Source organism: Parvularcula mediterranea (genome assembly GCF_013085255.1).
GTDB lineage: Bacteria > Pseudomonadota > Alphaproteobacteria > Caulobacterales > Parvularculaceae > Parvularcula > Parvularcula mediterranea.
The window spans coordinates 985,528-998,943 of record NZ_JABFCX010000002.1; the positions used below are offsets into that span (position 1 = coordinate 985,528).

Here is a 13,416-nt window from a genome sequence, read left to right on the forward strand (position 1 = left end):
TGCGTTTTCACAAGAAGGCGCGCTTCTTTTTTGCCGCGCGGCAGACTGTCACCACACGAACGGCTTCAGGATCACCATGAAGACGATGATGGCGAGGAGGCCGAAGGGGGCTTCGTTGATGACGCGCCAGAACTTCTCCGTCCTTGGGCGCTCACCCATCGCGAACTTCTTGCGGCTCGCCGAGAAGAAGCCGTGGAGGCCTGAGAGGGCTATCACTGCGGCGAACTTGACGATGAACCAGCCATCGTTCGCCCATTCCGGCGCAGCGGCGATCAGCAGGAGGCCAAAGACCCACGTTGCGATCATGGCTGGGTTGAGGATCCGCCTGAGGAGCAGCTTCTGTGCATTGATGAGGATGCGCTCACCCTCACCGCCTTTCTCGGCCGCAAACTGGTAGACGAAAAGGCGCGGCAGGTAGAGCATCCCGACCATCCAGGCGACGACCGCGATGATGTGCAGGGCCTTCAGCCAATTGTAGAAGGGGGCGAGCCATTCCATCGCTTGTCTCCTCAGATGCCTTTGATGATCCGCGACAGCTCAGCGACATGCTCTGGCGGCGTTTCGGGAACGAAACCGTGCCCGAGGTTGAAGATATATGGCGTGCCTTCAAACGTGGCGATGAGGCGCTCTGCCTCATCGCGCATGGCTTTGCCGCCTTCCACCACGAGGAGCGGGTCCATCCCGCCCTGGAGGACAGCCTTGGGGCCAAGCTCACGCTTTGCCCAATCCATCGGCATGTGCGTATCAAGCGCGAGGCCATCGAACGCACCGCTCTGGGCAACTTTGAGATAGAGGGGGCCAGAGCCTTTCGGGAAGTAGATGATCGGCACATCGACCTTGGCCTTCACCCGGCGGGCGATCTCGACATTTGGCCTCAGGCAAAGCAGGTCGAAGAGCGGCTCTGGCAGGCCGGCAGCCCAGCTGTCGAAGAGCTTGAGGACATCGGCGCCGGCTTCGGCCTGGCGGATCAGATACTCCGCCGTGGAACTGACCAGCATTTCCATGAGATCAGCCATCGCCTGCGGTTCGCGATAGGCGAACACCCTTGCAGCGGAGGGGTCTTTGGTGCCCCGACCGTTGATCATGTAGGTCGCCACGGTCCATGGAGAGCCCGCAAAACCGATCAGCGTCTTGTTGTCGCCCAGCTCGCGCCGGACGCGCGCCACGGTCTCGTAGATCGGCGACAGGCGGTCCGCCGCGCCCTCTGCGGAAAGTCGAGAGACGAGGGTAGGGCTCAAGGATGGCTCGAGCAGAGGACCCTCGCCCTTCACGAACCGAACGTTCTGACCAAGCGCTCCCGGTATAAGAAGGATGTCCGCAAAGAGGATGGCCGCGTCCATATCGTAGCGGCGCAGCGGTTGGAGGGTGACTTCCGCTGCGTCTTCGGGCGAAAAGCAGAACTCGATGAACCCCGGATGGCGAGAACGGATCTCGCGGTACTCCGGCAGGTAGCGCCCCGCCTGCCGCATGAACCAGAAGGGTGGTCTGTCTGCGGTATGACCACCCAGTACCTTCATCAGGGGTTTCGACCCATTCAAATCCATCATCAAAATCTAGAGTCCGAGTCTTCTGCCGGGGGAAACTGTGGGTAAGCCCAGGGATGACCGGTTGCCAACAGTTTTCACAGGGGCGCACGCCGATGTGGGAAACGACAATTCACAGACCTGAGAGCAAACGACTCAGCGTCAAGGAATAGTTACCGGGAAGTTAACGGCAGCGTTTCGCACGGGCGAAGGGGGAAAGGTTTCCCCGGTGGAAACACGGCATAGCGTGGGGCAAAGGGGGATGATTTTCCGCCCGACCCGATCTATGGGCGTAAGGCTTCAGTTCTTAACAGCCGGTAAACGGATGGCTCACTCGGCGAATGCCGCTCACCAGAAAGCCGCGAGGCGCACTTTCTTCCACGTGCATCTCGTCTCGGATTCGACAGGCGAAACGCTCAGCGCACTGCTGAAGTCGGTGTCTGCGCGTTTTCCCTCGGCCAAGCCGCTTGAACACGTCGCCTCCCTCGTCAGAAGCCAGACACAGCTCGATAGCGTTCTCGCCCGGATCGAACAGGCGCCGGGTCTCGTCCTCTATACCGTGGTGGATAGCGGGATGCGCCGCCGTCTCGAAGTGAAGTGTGCGGAGCTTCAGGTGCCGGCAATCCCGGTGATCGACCCGCTCCTCAATGCCTTCGCCGACTATCTTGGCCTCGAGCAGACCCACCAGGCGGGGATGCAGCACGAGCTCGACGAAGACTATTTCCGCAGGATCGGCGCGATCGATTTCACGCTCGCCCATGATGACGGCCAGAACACTTGGAATCTTGAAGCGTCGGATGTTGTCCTCGTCGGCGTCAGCCGAACCTCCAAGACGCCGACCTGCATGTATCTTGCGAACAAGGGCGTCCGCGCCGCAAACGTTCCGCTGGTTCCCCATGTTGATCCGCCTCCGGAGCTTTCCCAACTCAGAAAGCCCCTGGTCGTGGGTCTCACCGCGAACCCGGACCGCCTGACACAGATCAGGACCTCGCGGCTCTCGAACCTTGGTTCAGAAGACCGGGCGCAAAGCTACACCGACGCCGAAAATGTCCGCGATGAGGTCAGGAAAGCCAAGCGCCTGTTCGTCAAGAACGAATGGCCGGTGATCGATGTGACCAAACGCTCGGTGGAAGAAACCGCCGCAAAAATCCTGACACTGATGTCTATCCGCCGGGGAGGCGAAGGATGACCCCTATCGTGCTTGCATCGGGCAGCGCTTCACGCCGGGCGATCCTGACGGGAGCAGGAATTCCTTTCGAAGTGATCCGCCCGACGGTGGATGAAGAGGCGCTGAAGCCTGGCTTTGCCCACCTCACACCCGCCGAACTGGCCCTCGCCCTTGCAGAAGCAAAGGGGTTGTCCGTCGACGCGCCGGGTGCACTTGTGGTCGGCTCGGACCAGGTTATGGAATTCGACGGCCGCGTCTTTGATAAGCCCAAGTCGCGCGAGGAGCTCAAAGCCCGGCTTCGCGAAATGAGCGGCAAGCCTCACTACCTACGAGGCGGGGTGATCGTTGCGCGGGACGGAGAGGTGATCGAGCGCTTCTCCGCGACATCGACCCTCCTCATGCGGACAATGACGGACGCGGAAATCGACGCCTATGTCACAGCGATCGATGATGATGTACTCGGCACCGTTGGCGGCTATGCCCTCGAAGGCGTCGGCGCACGGATTTTCGAGAAGGTCGAGGGAGACTATTTTGCGATCCTCGGCCTGCCGCTGTTTCCGCTTCTTGAAATCTTCAGGAGGGAGGGGGCGCTGCCATGGTAATGAAGGCGGCCGTTCTCGGGCATCCAGTGAGCCAGAGCCTCAGCCCACGGATCTTTAACGAATGGTTCGATGCTGTCGGGTTTCCAGGGGAGTACGAGGCTATCGATACGCCTCCCGATGCTTTCGAGGAAACCGTCCGAAGGCTGATGGCTGAGGGCTATGCAGGGGTGAATGTCACCCTCCCGCATAAAAATGTAGCAGCGTCCCTAGCAGACTTTCGCAACAAGGCTGTGGAACGCTGTGGAGCTGCGAACCTTCTTCTCTTCCGTTCGGGGAAGATTATTGCTGACAACACCGACGGCGCAGGGTTTGCCCGCTGCCTCGTCCGGCGCGATAAGCCGGGTGCATCCCTGCCATCGAAGGCCGTGGTTCTTGGCGCCGGCGGTGCGGCATCGCCGGTGATCAACCAGCTAACCCCTCAACGGGTGCACATCGCAAACCGGACGAAAGCCAAGGCTGAAGCGCTGGCGGAGAATTTCGGGCCGTCCTGCTCCGCCCATGATTGGGACGAGATTCCTGAGCTGCTTAAAGGGGCAGACCTTCTCGTGAACACCACGAGCCTTGGGATGAAGGGGCAGCCGACGCTCGATATCGACCTCGCTCCCATGTCGCCTGACGCCCTCGTCGTCGACATCGTCTACGCGCCTCTCCAGACGGAGCTTTTGAAGCAGGCGAGGAAGCTCGGGCTCGGGACTTCGAACGGACTGACCATGCTGGTCTATCAGGCTGTGCCCTCGTTCCTTGCTTACACAGGGCTGCGCGCACCGAGCCCCGAGAAGACGCTGCGGGCGCTGGAAGCTGAGAAGCGATGATCAGCGTTGGCCTGACCGGCTCGATCGGCATGGGCAAAAGCACCACGGCGAAGATGTTTGCCGAGGAAGGGGCAGCTGTCTGGGATGCCGACGCAGCGGTGCATCGCCTCTACGCCCCCGGCGGCGCCGCTGTCGCTCCTGTCGGTGAAGCCTTCCCTTCAGCTCTGAGCGAAGAGGGCGGGATCGACCGCGATGCGCTATCCCGCGAAGTCGTCGGCCAGCCTGATCGCCTCAAAGCGCTCGAAGCCGTAGTCCATCCGCTCGTGGCCGAAGACCGGCAGGCCTTTATCGAAAAAGCAAAGGCGAGCGGAGCCGATTTCGTCGTCCTCGATATCCCACTCCTCGTGGAGAATGGCGCGCCGGGTTTCTTCGACGCGGTGGTCGTCTGCACGGCAGATGAAGCGATCCGGCGGGAGCGGGTCCTGGCGCGGCCCGGCATGACCGAAGACAAGCTCGATGCGATTCTCGCAAGGCAGGCACCGGAGGCTGAGCGCCTTCGCCACGCGACCTACACGGTGAGAACGGACAAGGGCCTCGACCATGCGCGGGCCGAGGTTGCGGCGATCATGGCTGATCTTCGGGAAAAGCATGGGCTGGCGCAAAACCCCGAACGCGGGTGATATGCACCATGCCTAGACAAGTCATTTTCGATACCGAAACAACAGGTTTCTCGCACAAGGACGGCGATCGCCTCATCGAGATCGGCGCTGTGGAGATGATCGACGGCAACCTGACGGGCGAGAACTACCACACCCTCGTGAACCCTGAGCGGGATGTCCCGATCGAGGCGTTTCGGGTGCATCAGATCTCGACCGAAATGCTCAAGGACCAGCCGCTGTTTCCGCAAGTGGCCGAGGCTTTCCTCGCGTTTATCGAGGGCGCTGAGCTGATCGCGCACAACGCGCCCTTCGATGTCGGCTTCATCAATTTCGAGCTGACCAGGGCAGGCTTCCCCGAGCTCTCCAACAAGATTACCGACACGGTGCCGATCGCTAGGCGCAAGTTCCCTGGCGCGCCTGCATCGCTCGATGCGCTTTGTGCCCGGTTTGGGATTTCCAAGGCGGAGCGCGAGGAGAAAGGCCACGGGGCGCTTCTCGACTCAGAGCTTCTCGCCAAGGTCTATATCGAGCTCACCGGTGGTCGGCAGGCTGGCCTGTTCGTTTCGGGCCGTTCCTCGAACCGCAACAACGCTGAAGAGCAGGTGCCGGTGAGGTACCAGCGGCCACGACCGCTCGCCTCCCGTCTCACGGACGAAGAGAAGGCAGCACACCAGGCATTTGTTGAGGAACTTGGCGAGCCCATCTGGGCGAAGCTCAACTAAGGATTAGAGGCCGCTCGGCGGATCGATCTTGAGGATGCCGTTCTGCTCGCGGTCCTTGATCACCCGTTTGACCATGTCTTCTGCCACGCTCTCGCTACCAGCCGCGAAGGCGTAGACCATGGCCGTGTCGGCGATGATGTTGATCTGGCGCGGAATGCCGTTGGTCGCGTCGTGGATGCGGTCGATGGCTTCGACGGCGAAAAGCTCGGGATTGCCGCCGGAAGCGGCGATCCGCGAGGCGACATAGTCCCCGGTCTCGGAGCGGTTGAACGCCCGGAGGTGGTAGTGGCTGACGACCCGCTGCCTGAACTGGGCAAGCTGGGGCATGTTGAGAAGCGCGCCGAGCTCGGGCTGGCCGAAAAGGACCAGCTGCAAGACCGGATGACCGCCGGACTGGCGTTCCGCGAGAACTCGGACCCGTTCGAGAAGCCGCGCTTCGAGGAGCTGGGCTTCGTCGATGAAGAGCACGGCCTTACGGCCGGCATTGCGGTTCTGCGCGAGGAACTTATCGAGCTGCGATAGCGATTGGCTGGGCGAGCTGCCCTTCGCTTCGATCCCGAAACCATAGAGGATCCATGCGGCGACATCGCCGTCATAGCCGATGTCACCGGTGAGGGCACCGAAGCGATTGCCGTCCTTGTGACGCCGGGCAAGGTCATGGAGCAGCGTGGTTTTCCCCGCGCCGATTTCGCCCGTGATGACGACCGTGCCGTTGCCTGAGGTCAGACCGTAGGTGAGCATGGTCCGGGCCATCTTGTGGCCATCGGACCAGAACAGCATGTCCGGTTCTGGATGGCTGGCGAAGGGTTTCTTCGCGAGCCCGAAGTGCTTCTCGTACATTCCAACCTCTGGAGCGTTTCGTCAGATCATGCCTGACGAAGCGTTAAAGACTTGCGAGCCCCGCGCGGATGGCTTCCTCGCTAGCCGCTTCGGTCTTGCCCGGAGCTTCCAGCGCGCGCTCGAAGGCGTCGCGTGCCGTTTCGACATCGCCGTTCGCAGCAGCAATCGTTCCGATATGGAAGAGGATTTCGGCATTATCCTGATTAAGCCGCTTGGCAATGTTGCTGTACTGTACGGCTTCTTCGAGCTGGCCGTTCTTGAAATACGCCCATGCAAGGGTGTCCGCGAGGAAAGGCTGCTCGGTTCCCTCGAACCGCATGGCGATCTCGAGCGCGACGGCGGGATCGTCGCCAAGGTCGAGCATCAGGGCAGCGAGGTTGTTTGCGGCGAGGTCGTTGAGCTGGCCGTCATCATAGAGCGACTTCAGCACATCACGTGCGCCAATGCGGTCGTCCTCGGCGAGAAGGCGGTTGGCTTTCAGCGTCCTGAGGGTGCCCGTGGTGGCGGCTGTCGCAATGCCTTCTTCGAGGGCAGCGTTTGCCGCGTCGGCATCCTGAAGAGCGACCTGCGTGTTGTAGACGAGAACATAGCTGTTCTCGACTTCCGGGAAGGCTTGGGTCGCGCTGCTTGCAATGGCAGCAGCCTCAGCCGTGTTCCCGGCATTGGCTTCAAGCTGAACAAGAAGACCGAAGGCTTCGAAGATCTCACCATCGGCGACAACGCCTTCGAGGTAGGTGCGAAGCTCGTCGGTGCGGCCCTGACGGTTCAGGATCTCTGAGCGCAGCTGAACGGTGGCGGCATTGTTGGCGCCTTCCTTGCTGAGGTCATCGAGGGCAGCGATCGCGTCGTCGAAGCGCTCCTGCTGGAGAAGGGAAGTCGCGAGGACCCGGCGGGCAGCCTGATCGTCAGGGTTCGCACGAATGAGCGAGCGGGCCACGACTTCAGCTTCCTCGCTGCGGTTCTGGCTGATCAGCACCGCGGCGCTCTCGCGCTGGACCTGCGGCGTGGCGTTGGCCGTCTGGGCGTAGCGCAGGGTCAGGTCAGCGGCCTCTTCAGCCTTGCCGTTCCTGACCAGCATGCCGCGATAGGCATTAAAGAGCTGGGGCGACAGGCCGAGGCGGTCGATTGCCTGAGAGAGCTGGGCCTCACCGAACGTGGTCCGGCCGTTTGCCTCATAGGCAAGGCCGAGGAGGATAAGGGCCGCTTCCTTGTCCGGCTCTTCGTTAAGGGCCAGGCGGAGGGTCTCGATCGCGCCTTCGCTGTTGTTCTCGGTCAGCTGGATCTTGCCGAGAAGCGTGAGGGCATCGGGGTTCGTTTCGTCTTCGGAAAGAACACCCTCAGCGATCTCGCGCGAGGTTTCGAAGTCCCGCTGGGAGAAAGCGCGCTCGGCCAGCTGCACATTGGCGCGGGAGCGGTTCTCGAGGGTTTGGTCGCTGTCTTCTGCGATGCTGCGGAACTCGGCTTCGCAACGTTCTTCCTGACCAACTTCGCAGAGGTAGGCAGCAACAGCGAAAACCAGATCGTCTTCGGGGTACTCCGTAACGAGCTCACGGAGGCGGGCTTCGGCAACCTCATCACCGTCCTGCTCACGGATGATACCGATGAGGCGACCGACGACAGGGGTCTTTTCGGCGAGAAGCGGAAGGGCGCCTTCGAACTGCTCGCGGGCATCGTCGAGGTCGCGGCGTGCGAGAATGAGGAACTCGCCGTAGCGCTCTTTGTAGAAGCCGTTCTCCGGGCTGACCTCGATCAGGGTCCTGAACGTCTCGCCCATGCCTTCAGGGTCCTGACGGCGTTGGGCTAGGAGGAGCTTCACGACGAGCAGGGCTTCATTGCCCGGATCGGCGCTCAGGCCTTCGTCGATGATGTCCTGGGCCTGCTGGAAGTCCTCGTCGCGGACGTAACGGGCCGCGAGGAGGTTACGGACCTCGGCATTGTCCGGGGCCTGGGAGAGGGCCTGCTCGAGGACCTCGCTGGCGCCGTCGAGATTGTTCTGAAGAACGAGGGCGGCACCCTTCACGGTGAGGGCGTCGAGATTGTCGGGCTCGGCTTCGAGGACCCGGTTTGCGCTCCTGAGCGCTTCGTCGGGCCGGCCGCCGAGAAGGTTGAGGCGTGCGATCTTCGCGATCGCTTCAATATCGTCAGGATCAAGGGTGACGATGCGCTCAAGGAAGCGGAGCTGGTTGCTCAGCTCTTCTTGCTGCTCGGCCACTTCCGCTGCGCCGCGCAGGGCAGCGAGATTGTTGGGGTCGTTCTGCAGCGCGTTCGCGAACTGCAGCTTCGCGCGCTGGAGCTCACCCTCTTCGAGATAGTCCTGTGCGTTCTCGGTGAAGCGCACCGCTTTGTCTTCGCTGCTTTCACAAGCCACGAGGGCGAGAGCTGCCATGGACACGCTAAGAAGTTTCAGAGCTTTCATCGCTGGTACCTGTCTGGTCGGCCGTTCCGTCGGCGAAGGGTCTGCATGAATCGGGCCGAGAGCCGCATTCTAGCCTTCGATTATAAATCCAAAGAGTTCGTTAGAGTTAATCGACAGCTCAACTGAAGTCGTAAGCCCTGCCGGCCTTCTCCCAATCCCCATAGCGGGTTGGCTCGCTTTTCCGGTCCCCGCCGTCAATCTCTTTCGGCACATCAGCGCGGGCGTCGATCGCATCGCGGCGGGCTTTTGCCTCGCGTAGGATCTCGATCTCCATGTCCGACAGCTTTCTGCCGTTGGCGTAGAGAGGGATGCCGTCCTCTGTGGTGGGGACGGGTTCCTCGGTTTCGGTTTGAGGCGCGTCGTTCTCGCTCATGGGAAGTCCTTCCTCTTTATTATCGCGTCGGGGAGCCCACATTTAGGCCTCTGATCCGAAACGTCTCTTGGACCAATGACCGCAAATCTTCGAACCTTCATTCTCATGGCCGCGATGACGGCCCTTTTCGGCGTCATCGGCGCGCTCATTGGCGGGCGCGGCGGCATGGTGCTGGCTTTGGCCTTTGCCGGGCTCAGCAACCTCTTCGCATTCTGGAATGCCGACAAGATCGTCCTCCGGATGTATGGCGCGCGGGAGGTCCTGCCTGACGAGCGCGACCCGAGGCTTCGGCGCTACGCTGAGGGCGTCGCCGGGCTCGCGGGCCGTGCAGGTATGCCGATGCCCAAGGTCTATATCATCGACCAGGCCCAGCCGAACGCCTTTGCCACAGGCCGCAGCCCTGAAAAGGCTGCAGTCGCTGCGACCCGGGGGCTGCTCGACATGCTCACCGAAGAGGAGGTTCTCGGCGTGATGGCCCATGAGCTCGCGCATGTGCAGAACCGCGATACCCTGACCATGACGATGACAGCGACCCTTGCGGGCGCGATCTCGGCCCTTGCCAACTTCGCCTTTTTCTTCGGCGGAAGGCGGGAGGGGGCGAACCCGTTCGCCCTCATCGCGATCATGCTGGTGGCGCCGATTGCGGCGAGCCTCGTCCAGATGGCGATCAGCCGGACCCGTGAGTTCGAGGCTGACAAGCGCGGTGCGGAGATTTGCGGGCGGCCAGACTGGCTCGCCTCGGCGCTTGCCAAGATTTCCGGCGGCGCGGCGAAGATCCCCATGCCGCCAGCCGAGCGCGTCCCTGCCTCTGGCCAGATGATGATCGTCAATCCGCTGTCAGGCCGCGGTGCTGCCAATCTTTTTTCGACCCACCCGCCAATCGAGGCACGGATCGAGAAGCTCATGGGAATGGGCGGCGGCATGCAGGCTTCGCCCTGGGAGGCGTCTAAGCCCACCCCGCGCCAGCCTAAGGGCCCTTGGGGCTAAGTCTTATTCAGGCTTGGTCGTTTCGTCCTCGGAAGAGCTCTCTTCAGGCTCATCAGACTTGTCGCCTTCGCTCGGTTCCTCGTCCCTAGCGGTACGGGGAGCGGGGTTCTTCATCGTGGGCGCAGCCTTTGGCGGGGCCACCGGGTTGAGACCTGTCGAGAGACTGTCAGGGGACGCGCTCTCGCCCCGCAGATTGTCGTCGATCGAGAGGACAGCGATCACGACCTCGGCGCCGACCCTCAGGAGGAGGAGCGCCACAAAGAACCTCAGCGGAATGAAGACGAGGAACTGCCACAGGTTCGGCCAGAAGGCCTTGGCGAACATCATGTAGACCGCCGAGCCGAGCCCAAAGAGCGTGGTCACCACGAGAAGGAACAGGAGCACGTAATAGACGAACTTCACGAGGCCCCGGCCAAGGTGCTCCTCGAAGCTCAGGAAACGGCCGACAAGCTCGGACATGATGCTCTCCTCTTGATCTTCCGGCGCGCTAGCCGTTCCCGCTGCTTCGCGAAAGAGGAGAAGCGGCCCCATTCGCGTGATGAAGCAGGAGTGGACCCTAGTGAGCTTCTTCCCAGTTGGGAGCAGCGTTGGCCTCGACTTCGAGCGGGACAGAGAACTCGGCCGCCGGGTGGGGGGCGTTCATCATGACGTCGCGGACGATTTCGCAGACCTTGTCCGCTTCCTTTTCCGGGCATTCGAGCACCAGCTCGTCATGGACCTGAAGGAGCATCTTCGCTTTGAGCCCAGCCTTCTCAAGCGCTGGGGGGACACGGACCATCGCCCGCTTGACGATATCGGCAGCGGTGCCTTGGATCGGTGCATTGATGGCTTGGCGTTCGGCGAAGGCGCGCATGTTGGGCTGCTTCGCGGTGATGCCCTGAATATGGGCCCTCCGTCCAAAGACGGTTTCGGTGTAGCCAAGCTCACGTGCCGAGGCGATGGTCTCGTCCATGTACCGACGGATGCCGGGGAACTTGGCAAAGTAGCCGTCGATATAGTCCTTGGCGACACCCCGCTCGATACCGAGGCGCGAGGAGAGGCCAAAGGCCGAGATGCCGTAGATGATCCCGAAATTGATCGTTTTGGCTGAGCGCCGAAGATCGGACGTCACCTCATCAAGGGGTACACCGAAGACTTCTGATGCCGTCAGAGCGTGCACGTCGATGCCTTCATTGAAGGCTCGCGCCAGTTCCGGGACATCGCCAATATGAGCAAGGAGCCTGAGCTCGATCTGGGAGTAGTCGGCGGAGACGATGAGGTTGCCCTTCTCCGCAATGAAGGCCTTCCTGATCTTTCGGCCTTCTTCTGTCCGTATAGGAATGTTCTGAAGGTTCGGGTCGTTCGACGAGAGCCTGCCCGTCGTCGTCGTGGCGAGGGAGAAACTCGTATGCACACGGCCGGTCTCGGGATGGATCGCGGCGACCAGCGCATCAGCGTAGGTGGACTTGAGCTTCGACATCTGCCGCCAGCCAAGGACAGCCTTGGGTACCTCATGACCTTCAGCAGCAAGCTCGTCGAGAAGGTCAGCGCTCGTTGACCATGCACCGGTTTTGGTCTTCTTGCCGCCCGGCAGGCCGAGCTTGCCGAAGAGGATCTCGCCGATTTGCTTGGGGCTGCCGAGGTTGAATTTCTCGCCAGCTGCTTCGTGGGCCTGGTCCTCAAACATCGCCATCTTCTGGGCGAATTCGGAGGAGAGGCGGGAGAGCTCTTCGCGGTCGACCTTGATGCCCTCGCGCTCCATGTTCGCGATGACAGGGACGAGGGGACGCTCGATCCGTTCGTAGACAGAGAGAAGACTGTCACCAATCAGCTTACCCTTCAGGGTCTGCCCGAGGCGCTGGGTCACGTCTGCGTCTTCGGCGGCGTACTTCGTGGCGTCAGGGATCGGAATCTGGTCGAAGGTCTTCTGGGCCTTGCCCTTGCCTGCAAGCTCCGTAAACGGAATGCAGCCATGGCTGAGGTGCTTCTCGGCCAGCTCGTCCATGCCGTGACCGTTCTGCCCGTTCTCAAGGACATAGGACATCAGCATGGTGTCATCGCAGGGGCTGAGCGTCGCGCCGTGGCGGTTCAGGATGACGAGGTCATATTTGAGGTTCTGGCCGACCTTCATAACCGATAGGTCGTTGAAGATTGGCTCCAGCGCATCGAGCACTTCATTGGTATCGAGCTGCTTCTCGCCTTCGCTGTCGCCAAGGTCGAGGCCGTCCGTACCATGAAGAAGCGGGATATAGATCGCATCTCCCGGCGCTGCGGCGAGGCAGATGCCGACCAGCCGAGCGCGCATGGCATTGAGGCTGTCGGTCTCGGTGTCGACGGCGAGGGTGCCATAGTCCTGCGCGCGAGATATGAAGGCTTCGAGCTCATCCATCTTGAAGATCGCCTTGTAGGCGGAGGGGTCGATGGGGCTGTCAGCAGCGGGCGCTGCGCCCGGTGTGGCTTTCGGCTCGGAAATTCCGCCATCGTCGCGGACACGCCTTGTCAGCGTGCTGAATTCCATCTCCTCCAGAAAGGCGACGAGCCTGCCATGGTCGAAGGGGGCGAGGCCGAACTCCTCGGGGCCCTCGATATCTTTCATGTGAGCGTCGAGGGTGACGAGCTTCTTCGAAATGCGCGCGGCGTCGGCGTTCTCGATGATCGTTTCGCGGCGCTTCTTCTGCTTAATCTCCTCGGCGCGCTCGAGAAGCTCTTCAAGCGTTCCGTACTCGTCAAGAAGCGTCGCTGCAGTCTTGGGGCCAATACCGGGAACGCCGGGGACATTGTCCGTGGAATCGCCCATCAGCGCCTGGAGGTCGATCATCTTTTCAGGGCCGACACCGAACTTTTCGATCACGCCATCGGTGTCGATGATCTTGTTCTTCATCGGGTCGAACATCACGACCTTGTCGGTGACCAGCTGGGTCAGGTCCTTGTCCGAGGAGACGATGACGACCTCGGCGCCCCTCTCCGACGCCTCGCGGGCGTAGGTGGCGATGATGTCGTCCGCCTCGAAGCCCTCTTCCTCCTTGCACGGAAGGCCGAAGGCGCGGGTGGCGTCGCGGATAACGGAGAATTGCGGGCGCAGGTCCTCGGGCGGCTCGTCCCGGTTCGCCTTATAATCCGCATAGAGATCGTTGCGGAAGGAATAGCTTGAATGATCGAAGATCACCGCGAAGTGGGTTGGCGTGCCGATATGCTCGACGGCGTCGTTGGACGCATCGGAGAGAAGCTTCCACAGCATGTTGCAGAAGCCCGACACTGCGCCAATCGGCATGCCGTCCGACTTCCGCGTCAGGGGCGGCAGCGCGTGGAAAGCGCGGAAGATATAGGCGGAGCCGTCGATCAGATAGAGGCGGCTGTCTTCGTTCAGGGGAGCGTGCTTCGGCATGGCCCGGGCT

Annotated in this window: 13 protein-coding genes; 6 read left to right on the forward strand and 7 right to left on the reverse strand. The window is 61.6% G+C overall.

Translation table 11 applies throughout. The annotated features are described in order from the left end of the window. Positions 1–48 precede the first annotated feature (48 nt). Positions 49–498: a CopD family protein gene (locus HK107_RS05310; protein WP_173197394.1), complete on the reverse strand. Its 450-nt coding sequence runs from the start codon at positions 496–498 to the stop codon at positions 49–51. A gap of 11 nt (positions 499–509) precedes the next feature. Further along, a complete protein-coding gene (gene hemE, locus HK107_RS05315) occupies positions 510–1,544 on the reverse strand; it encodes a uroporphyrinogen decarboxylase (RefSeq protein ID WP_233061142.1) in 1,035 nt (344 codons plus the stop codon). 304 nt (positions 1,545–1,848) lie between these two features. Between hemE and HK107_RS05320 the strand changes: the two genes are divergently transcribed. From HK107_RS05320 to dnaQ, 5 genes are read left to right on the forward strand one after another with little or no spacing between them, the layout of a single operon-like run. Continuing rightward, a complete protein-coding gene (locus HK107_RS05320) occupies positions 1,849–2,712 on the forward strand; it encodes a pyruvate, water dikinase regulatory protein (RefSeq protein WP_173197398.1) in 864 nt (287 codons plus the stop codon). Next, positions 2,709–3,293 carry a Maf family protein gene (locus HK107_RS05325; protein ID WP_173197400.1) on the forward strand — a complete coding sequence of 195 codons (585 nt, stop codon included), beginning with the start codon at positions 2,709–2,711 and terminating at the stop codon, positions 3,291–3,293. The genes HK107_RS05320 and HK107_RS05325 overlap by 4 nt, the downstream gene beginning before the upstream one ends. Then, a complete protein-coding gene (aroE, locus tag HK107_RS05330) occupies positions 3,287–4,105 on the forward strand; it encodes a shikimate dehydrogenase (protein WP_173197402.1) in 819 nt (272 codons plus the stop codon). Before HK107_RS05325 ends, aroE begins: the two co-directional genes overlap by 7 nt. Next, a complete protein-coding gene (coaE, locus tag HK107_RS05335) occupies positions 4,102–4,725 on the forward strand; it encodes a dephospho-CoA kinase (RefSeq protein ID WP_173197404.1) in 624 nt (207 codons plus the stop codon). Before aroE ends, coaE begins: the two co-directional genes overlap by 4 nt. 8 nt (positions 4,726–4,733) lie before the next feature. Further along, a complete protein-coding gene (dnaQ, locus tag HK107_RS05340; RefSeq protein WP_173197406.1) occupies positions 4,734–5,426 on the forward strand; it encodes a DNA polymerase III subunit epsilon in 693 nt (230 codons plus the stop codon). A 3-nt stretch (positions 5,427–5,429) separates the two neighbouring features. Here the strand turns inward: dnaQ and HK107_RS05345 are convergent, their stop codons facing one another. The 3 genes from HK107_RS05345 to HK107_RS15500 form a co-directional block, all read right to left on the reverse strand. After that, on the reverse strand, positions 5,430–6,266 hold the full coding sequence (locus tag HK107_RS05345) for an ExeA family protein (protein WP_173197408.1): 837 nt from the start codon (positions 6,264–6,266) through the stop codon (positions 5,430–5,432). 43 nt (positions 6,267–6,309) lie between these two features. Beyond that, complete coding sequence (locus HK107_RS05350; RefSeq protein ID WP_173197410.1) at positions 6,310–8,652, reverse strand: tetratricopeptide repeat protein; 2,343 nt, start codon at positions 8,650–8,652, stop codon at positions 6,310–6,312. A 148-nt stretch (positions 8,653–8,800) separates the two neighbouring features. Beyond that, positions 8,801–9,055, reverse strand: a complete 255-nt coding sequence (locus HK107_RS15500; protein ID WP_198912304.1) for a DUF1674 domain-containing protein — start codon at positions 9,053–9,055, stop codon at positions 8,801–8,803. Positions 9,056–9,130: 75 nt separating this feature from the next. Here HK107_RS15500 and htpX point away from each other — a divergent pair, with 75 nt between their 5' ends. Continuing rightward, entirely contained in the window at positions 9,131–10,042 is a 912-nt protein-coding gene (gene htpX / locus HK107_RS05360) for a zinc metalloprotease HtpX (protein WP_173197412.1), read from the forward strand. Between the two features lie 3 nt (positions 10,043–10,045). Here the strand turns inward: htpX and HK107_RS05365 are convergent, their stop codons facing one another. After that, positions 10,046–10,501: a DUF4282 domain-containing protein gene (locus HK107_RS05365; RefSeq protein ID WP_173197414.1), complete on the reverse strand. Its 456-nt coding sequence runs from the start codon at positions 10,499–10,501 to the stop codon at positions 10,046–10,048. A 97-nt stretch (positions 10,502–10,598) separates the two neighbouring features. After that, positions 10,599–13,406, reverse strand: coding sequence for a DNA polymerase I (gene polA, locus HK107_RS05370; protein WP_173197416.1), 2,808 nt, complete (start codon positions 13,404–13,406; stop codon positions 10,599–10,601). Positions 13,407–13,416 lie beyond the last annotated feature (10 nt).

Coding starts and splice junctions, on each gene's coding strand:
- HK107_RS05310 (WP_173197394.1), bottom strand. CDS start 498: ATGGAATGGCTCGCCCCCTTCTACAATTGGCTGAAGGCCCTGCACATC.
- hemE (WP_233061142.1), bottom strand. CDS start 1,544: ATGGATTTGAATGGGTCGAAACCCCTGATGAAGGTACTGGGTGGTCAT.
- HK107_RS05320 (WP_173197398.1), top strand. CDS start 1,849: ATGGCTCACTCGGCGAATGCCGCTCACCAGAAAGCCGCGAGGCGCACT.
- HK107_RS05325 (WP_173197400.1), top strand. CDS start 2,709: ATGACCCCTATCGTGCTTGCATCGGGCAGCGCTTCACGCCGGGCGATC.
- aroE (WP_173197402.1), top strand. CDS start 3,287: ATGGTAATGAAGGCGGCCGTTCTCGGGCATCCAGTGAGCCAGAGCCTC.
- coaE (WP_173197404.1), top strand. CDS start 4,102: ATGATCAGCGTTGGCCTGACCGGCTCGATCGGCATGGGCAAAAGCACC.
- dnaQ (WP_173197406.1), top strand. CDS start 4,734: ATGCCTAGACAAGTCATTTTCGATACCGAAACAACAGGTTTCTCGCAC.
- HK107_RS05345 (WP_173197408.1), bottom strand. CDS start 6,266: ATGTACGAGAAGCACTTCGGGCTCGCGAAGAAACCCTTCGCCAGCCAT.
- HK107_RS05350 (WP_173197410.1), bottom strand. CDS start 8,652: ATGGCAGCTCTCGCCCTCGTGGCTTGTGAAAGCAGCGAAGACAAAGCG.
- HK107_RS15500 (WP_198912304.1), bottom strand. CDS start 9,055: ATGAGCGAGAACGACGCGCCTCAAACCGAAACCGAGGAACCCGTCCCC.
- htpX (WP_173197412.1), top strand. CDS start 9,131: ATGACCGCAAATCTTCGAACCTTCATTCTCATGGCCGCGATGACGGCC.
- HK107_RS05365 (WP_173197414.1), bottom strand. CDS start 10,501: ATGTCCGAGCTTGTCGGCCGTTTCCTGAGCTTCGAGGAGCACCTTGGC.
- polA (WP_173197416.1), bottom strand. CDS start 13,406: ATGCCGAAGCACGCTCCCCTGAACGAAGACAGCCGCCTCTATCTGATC.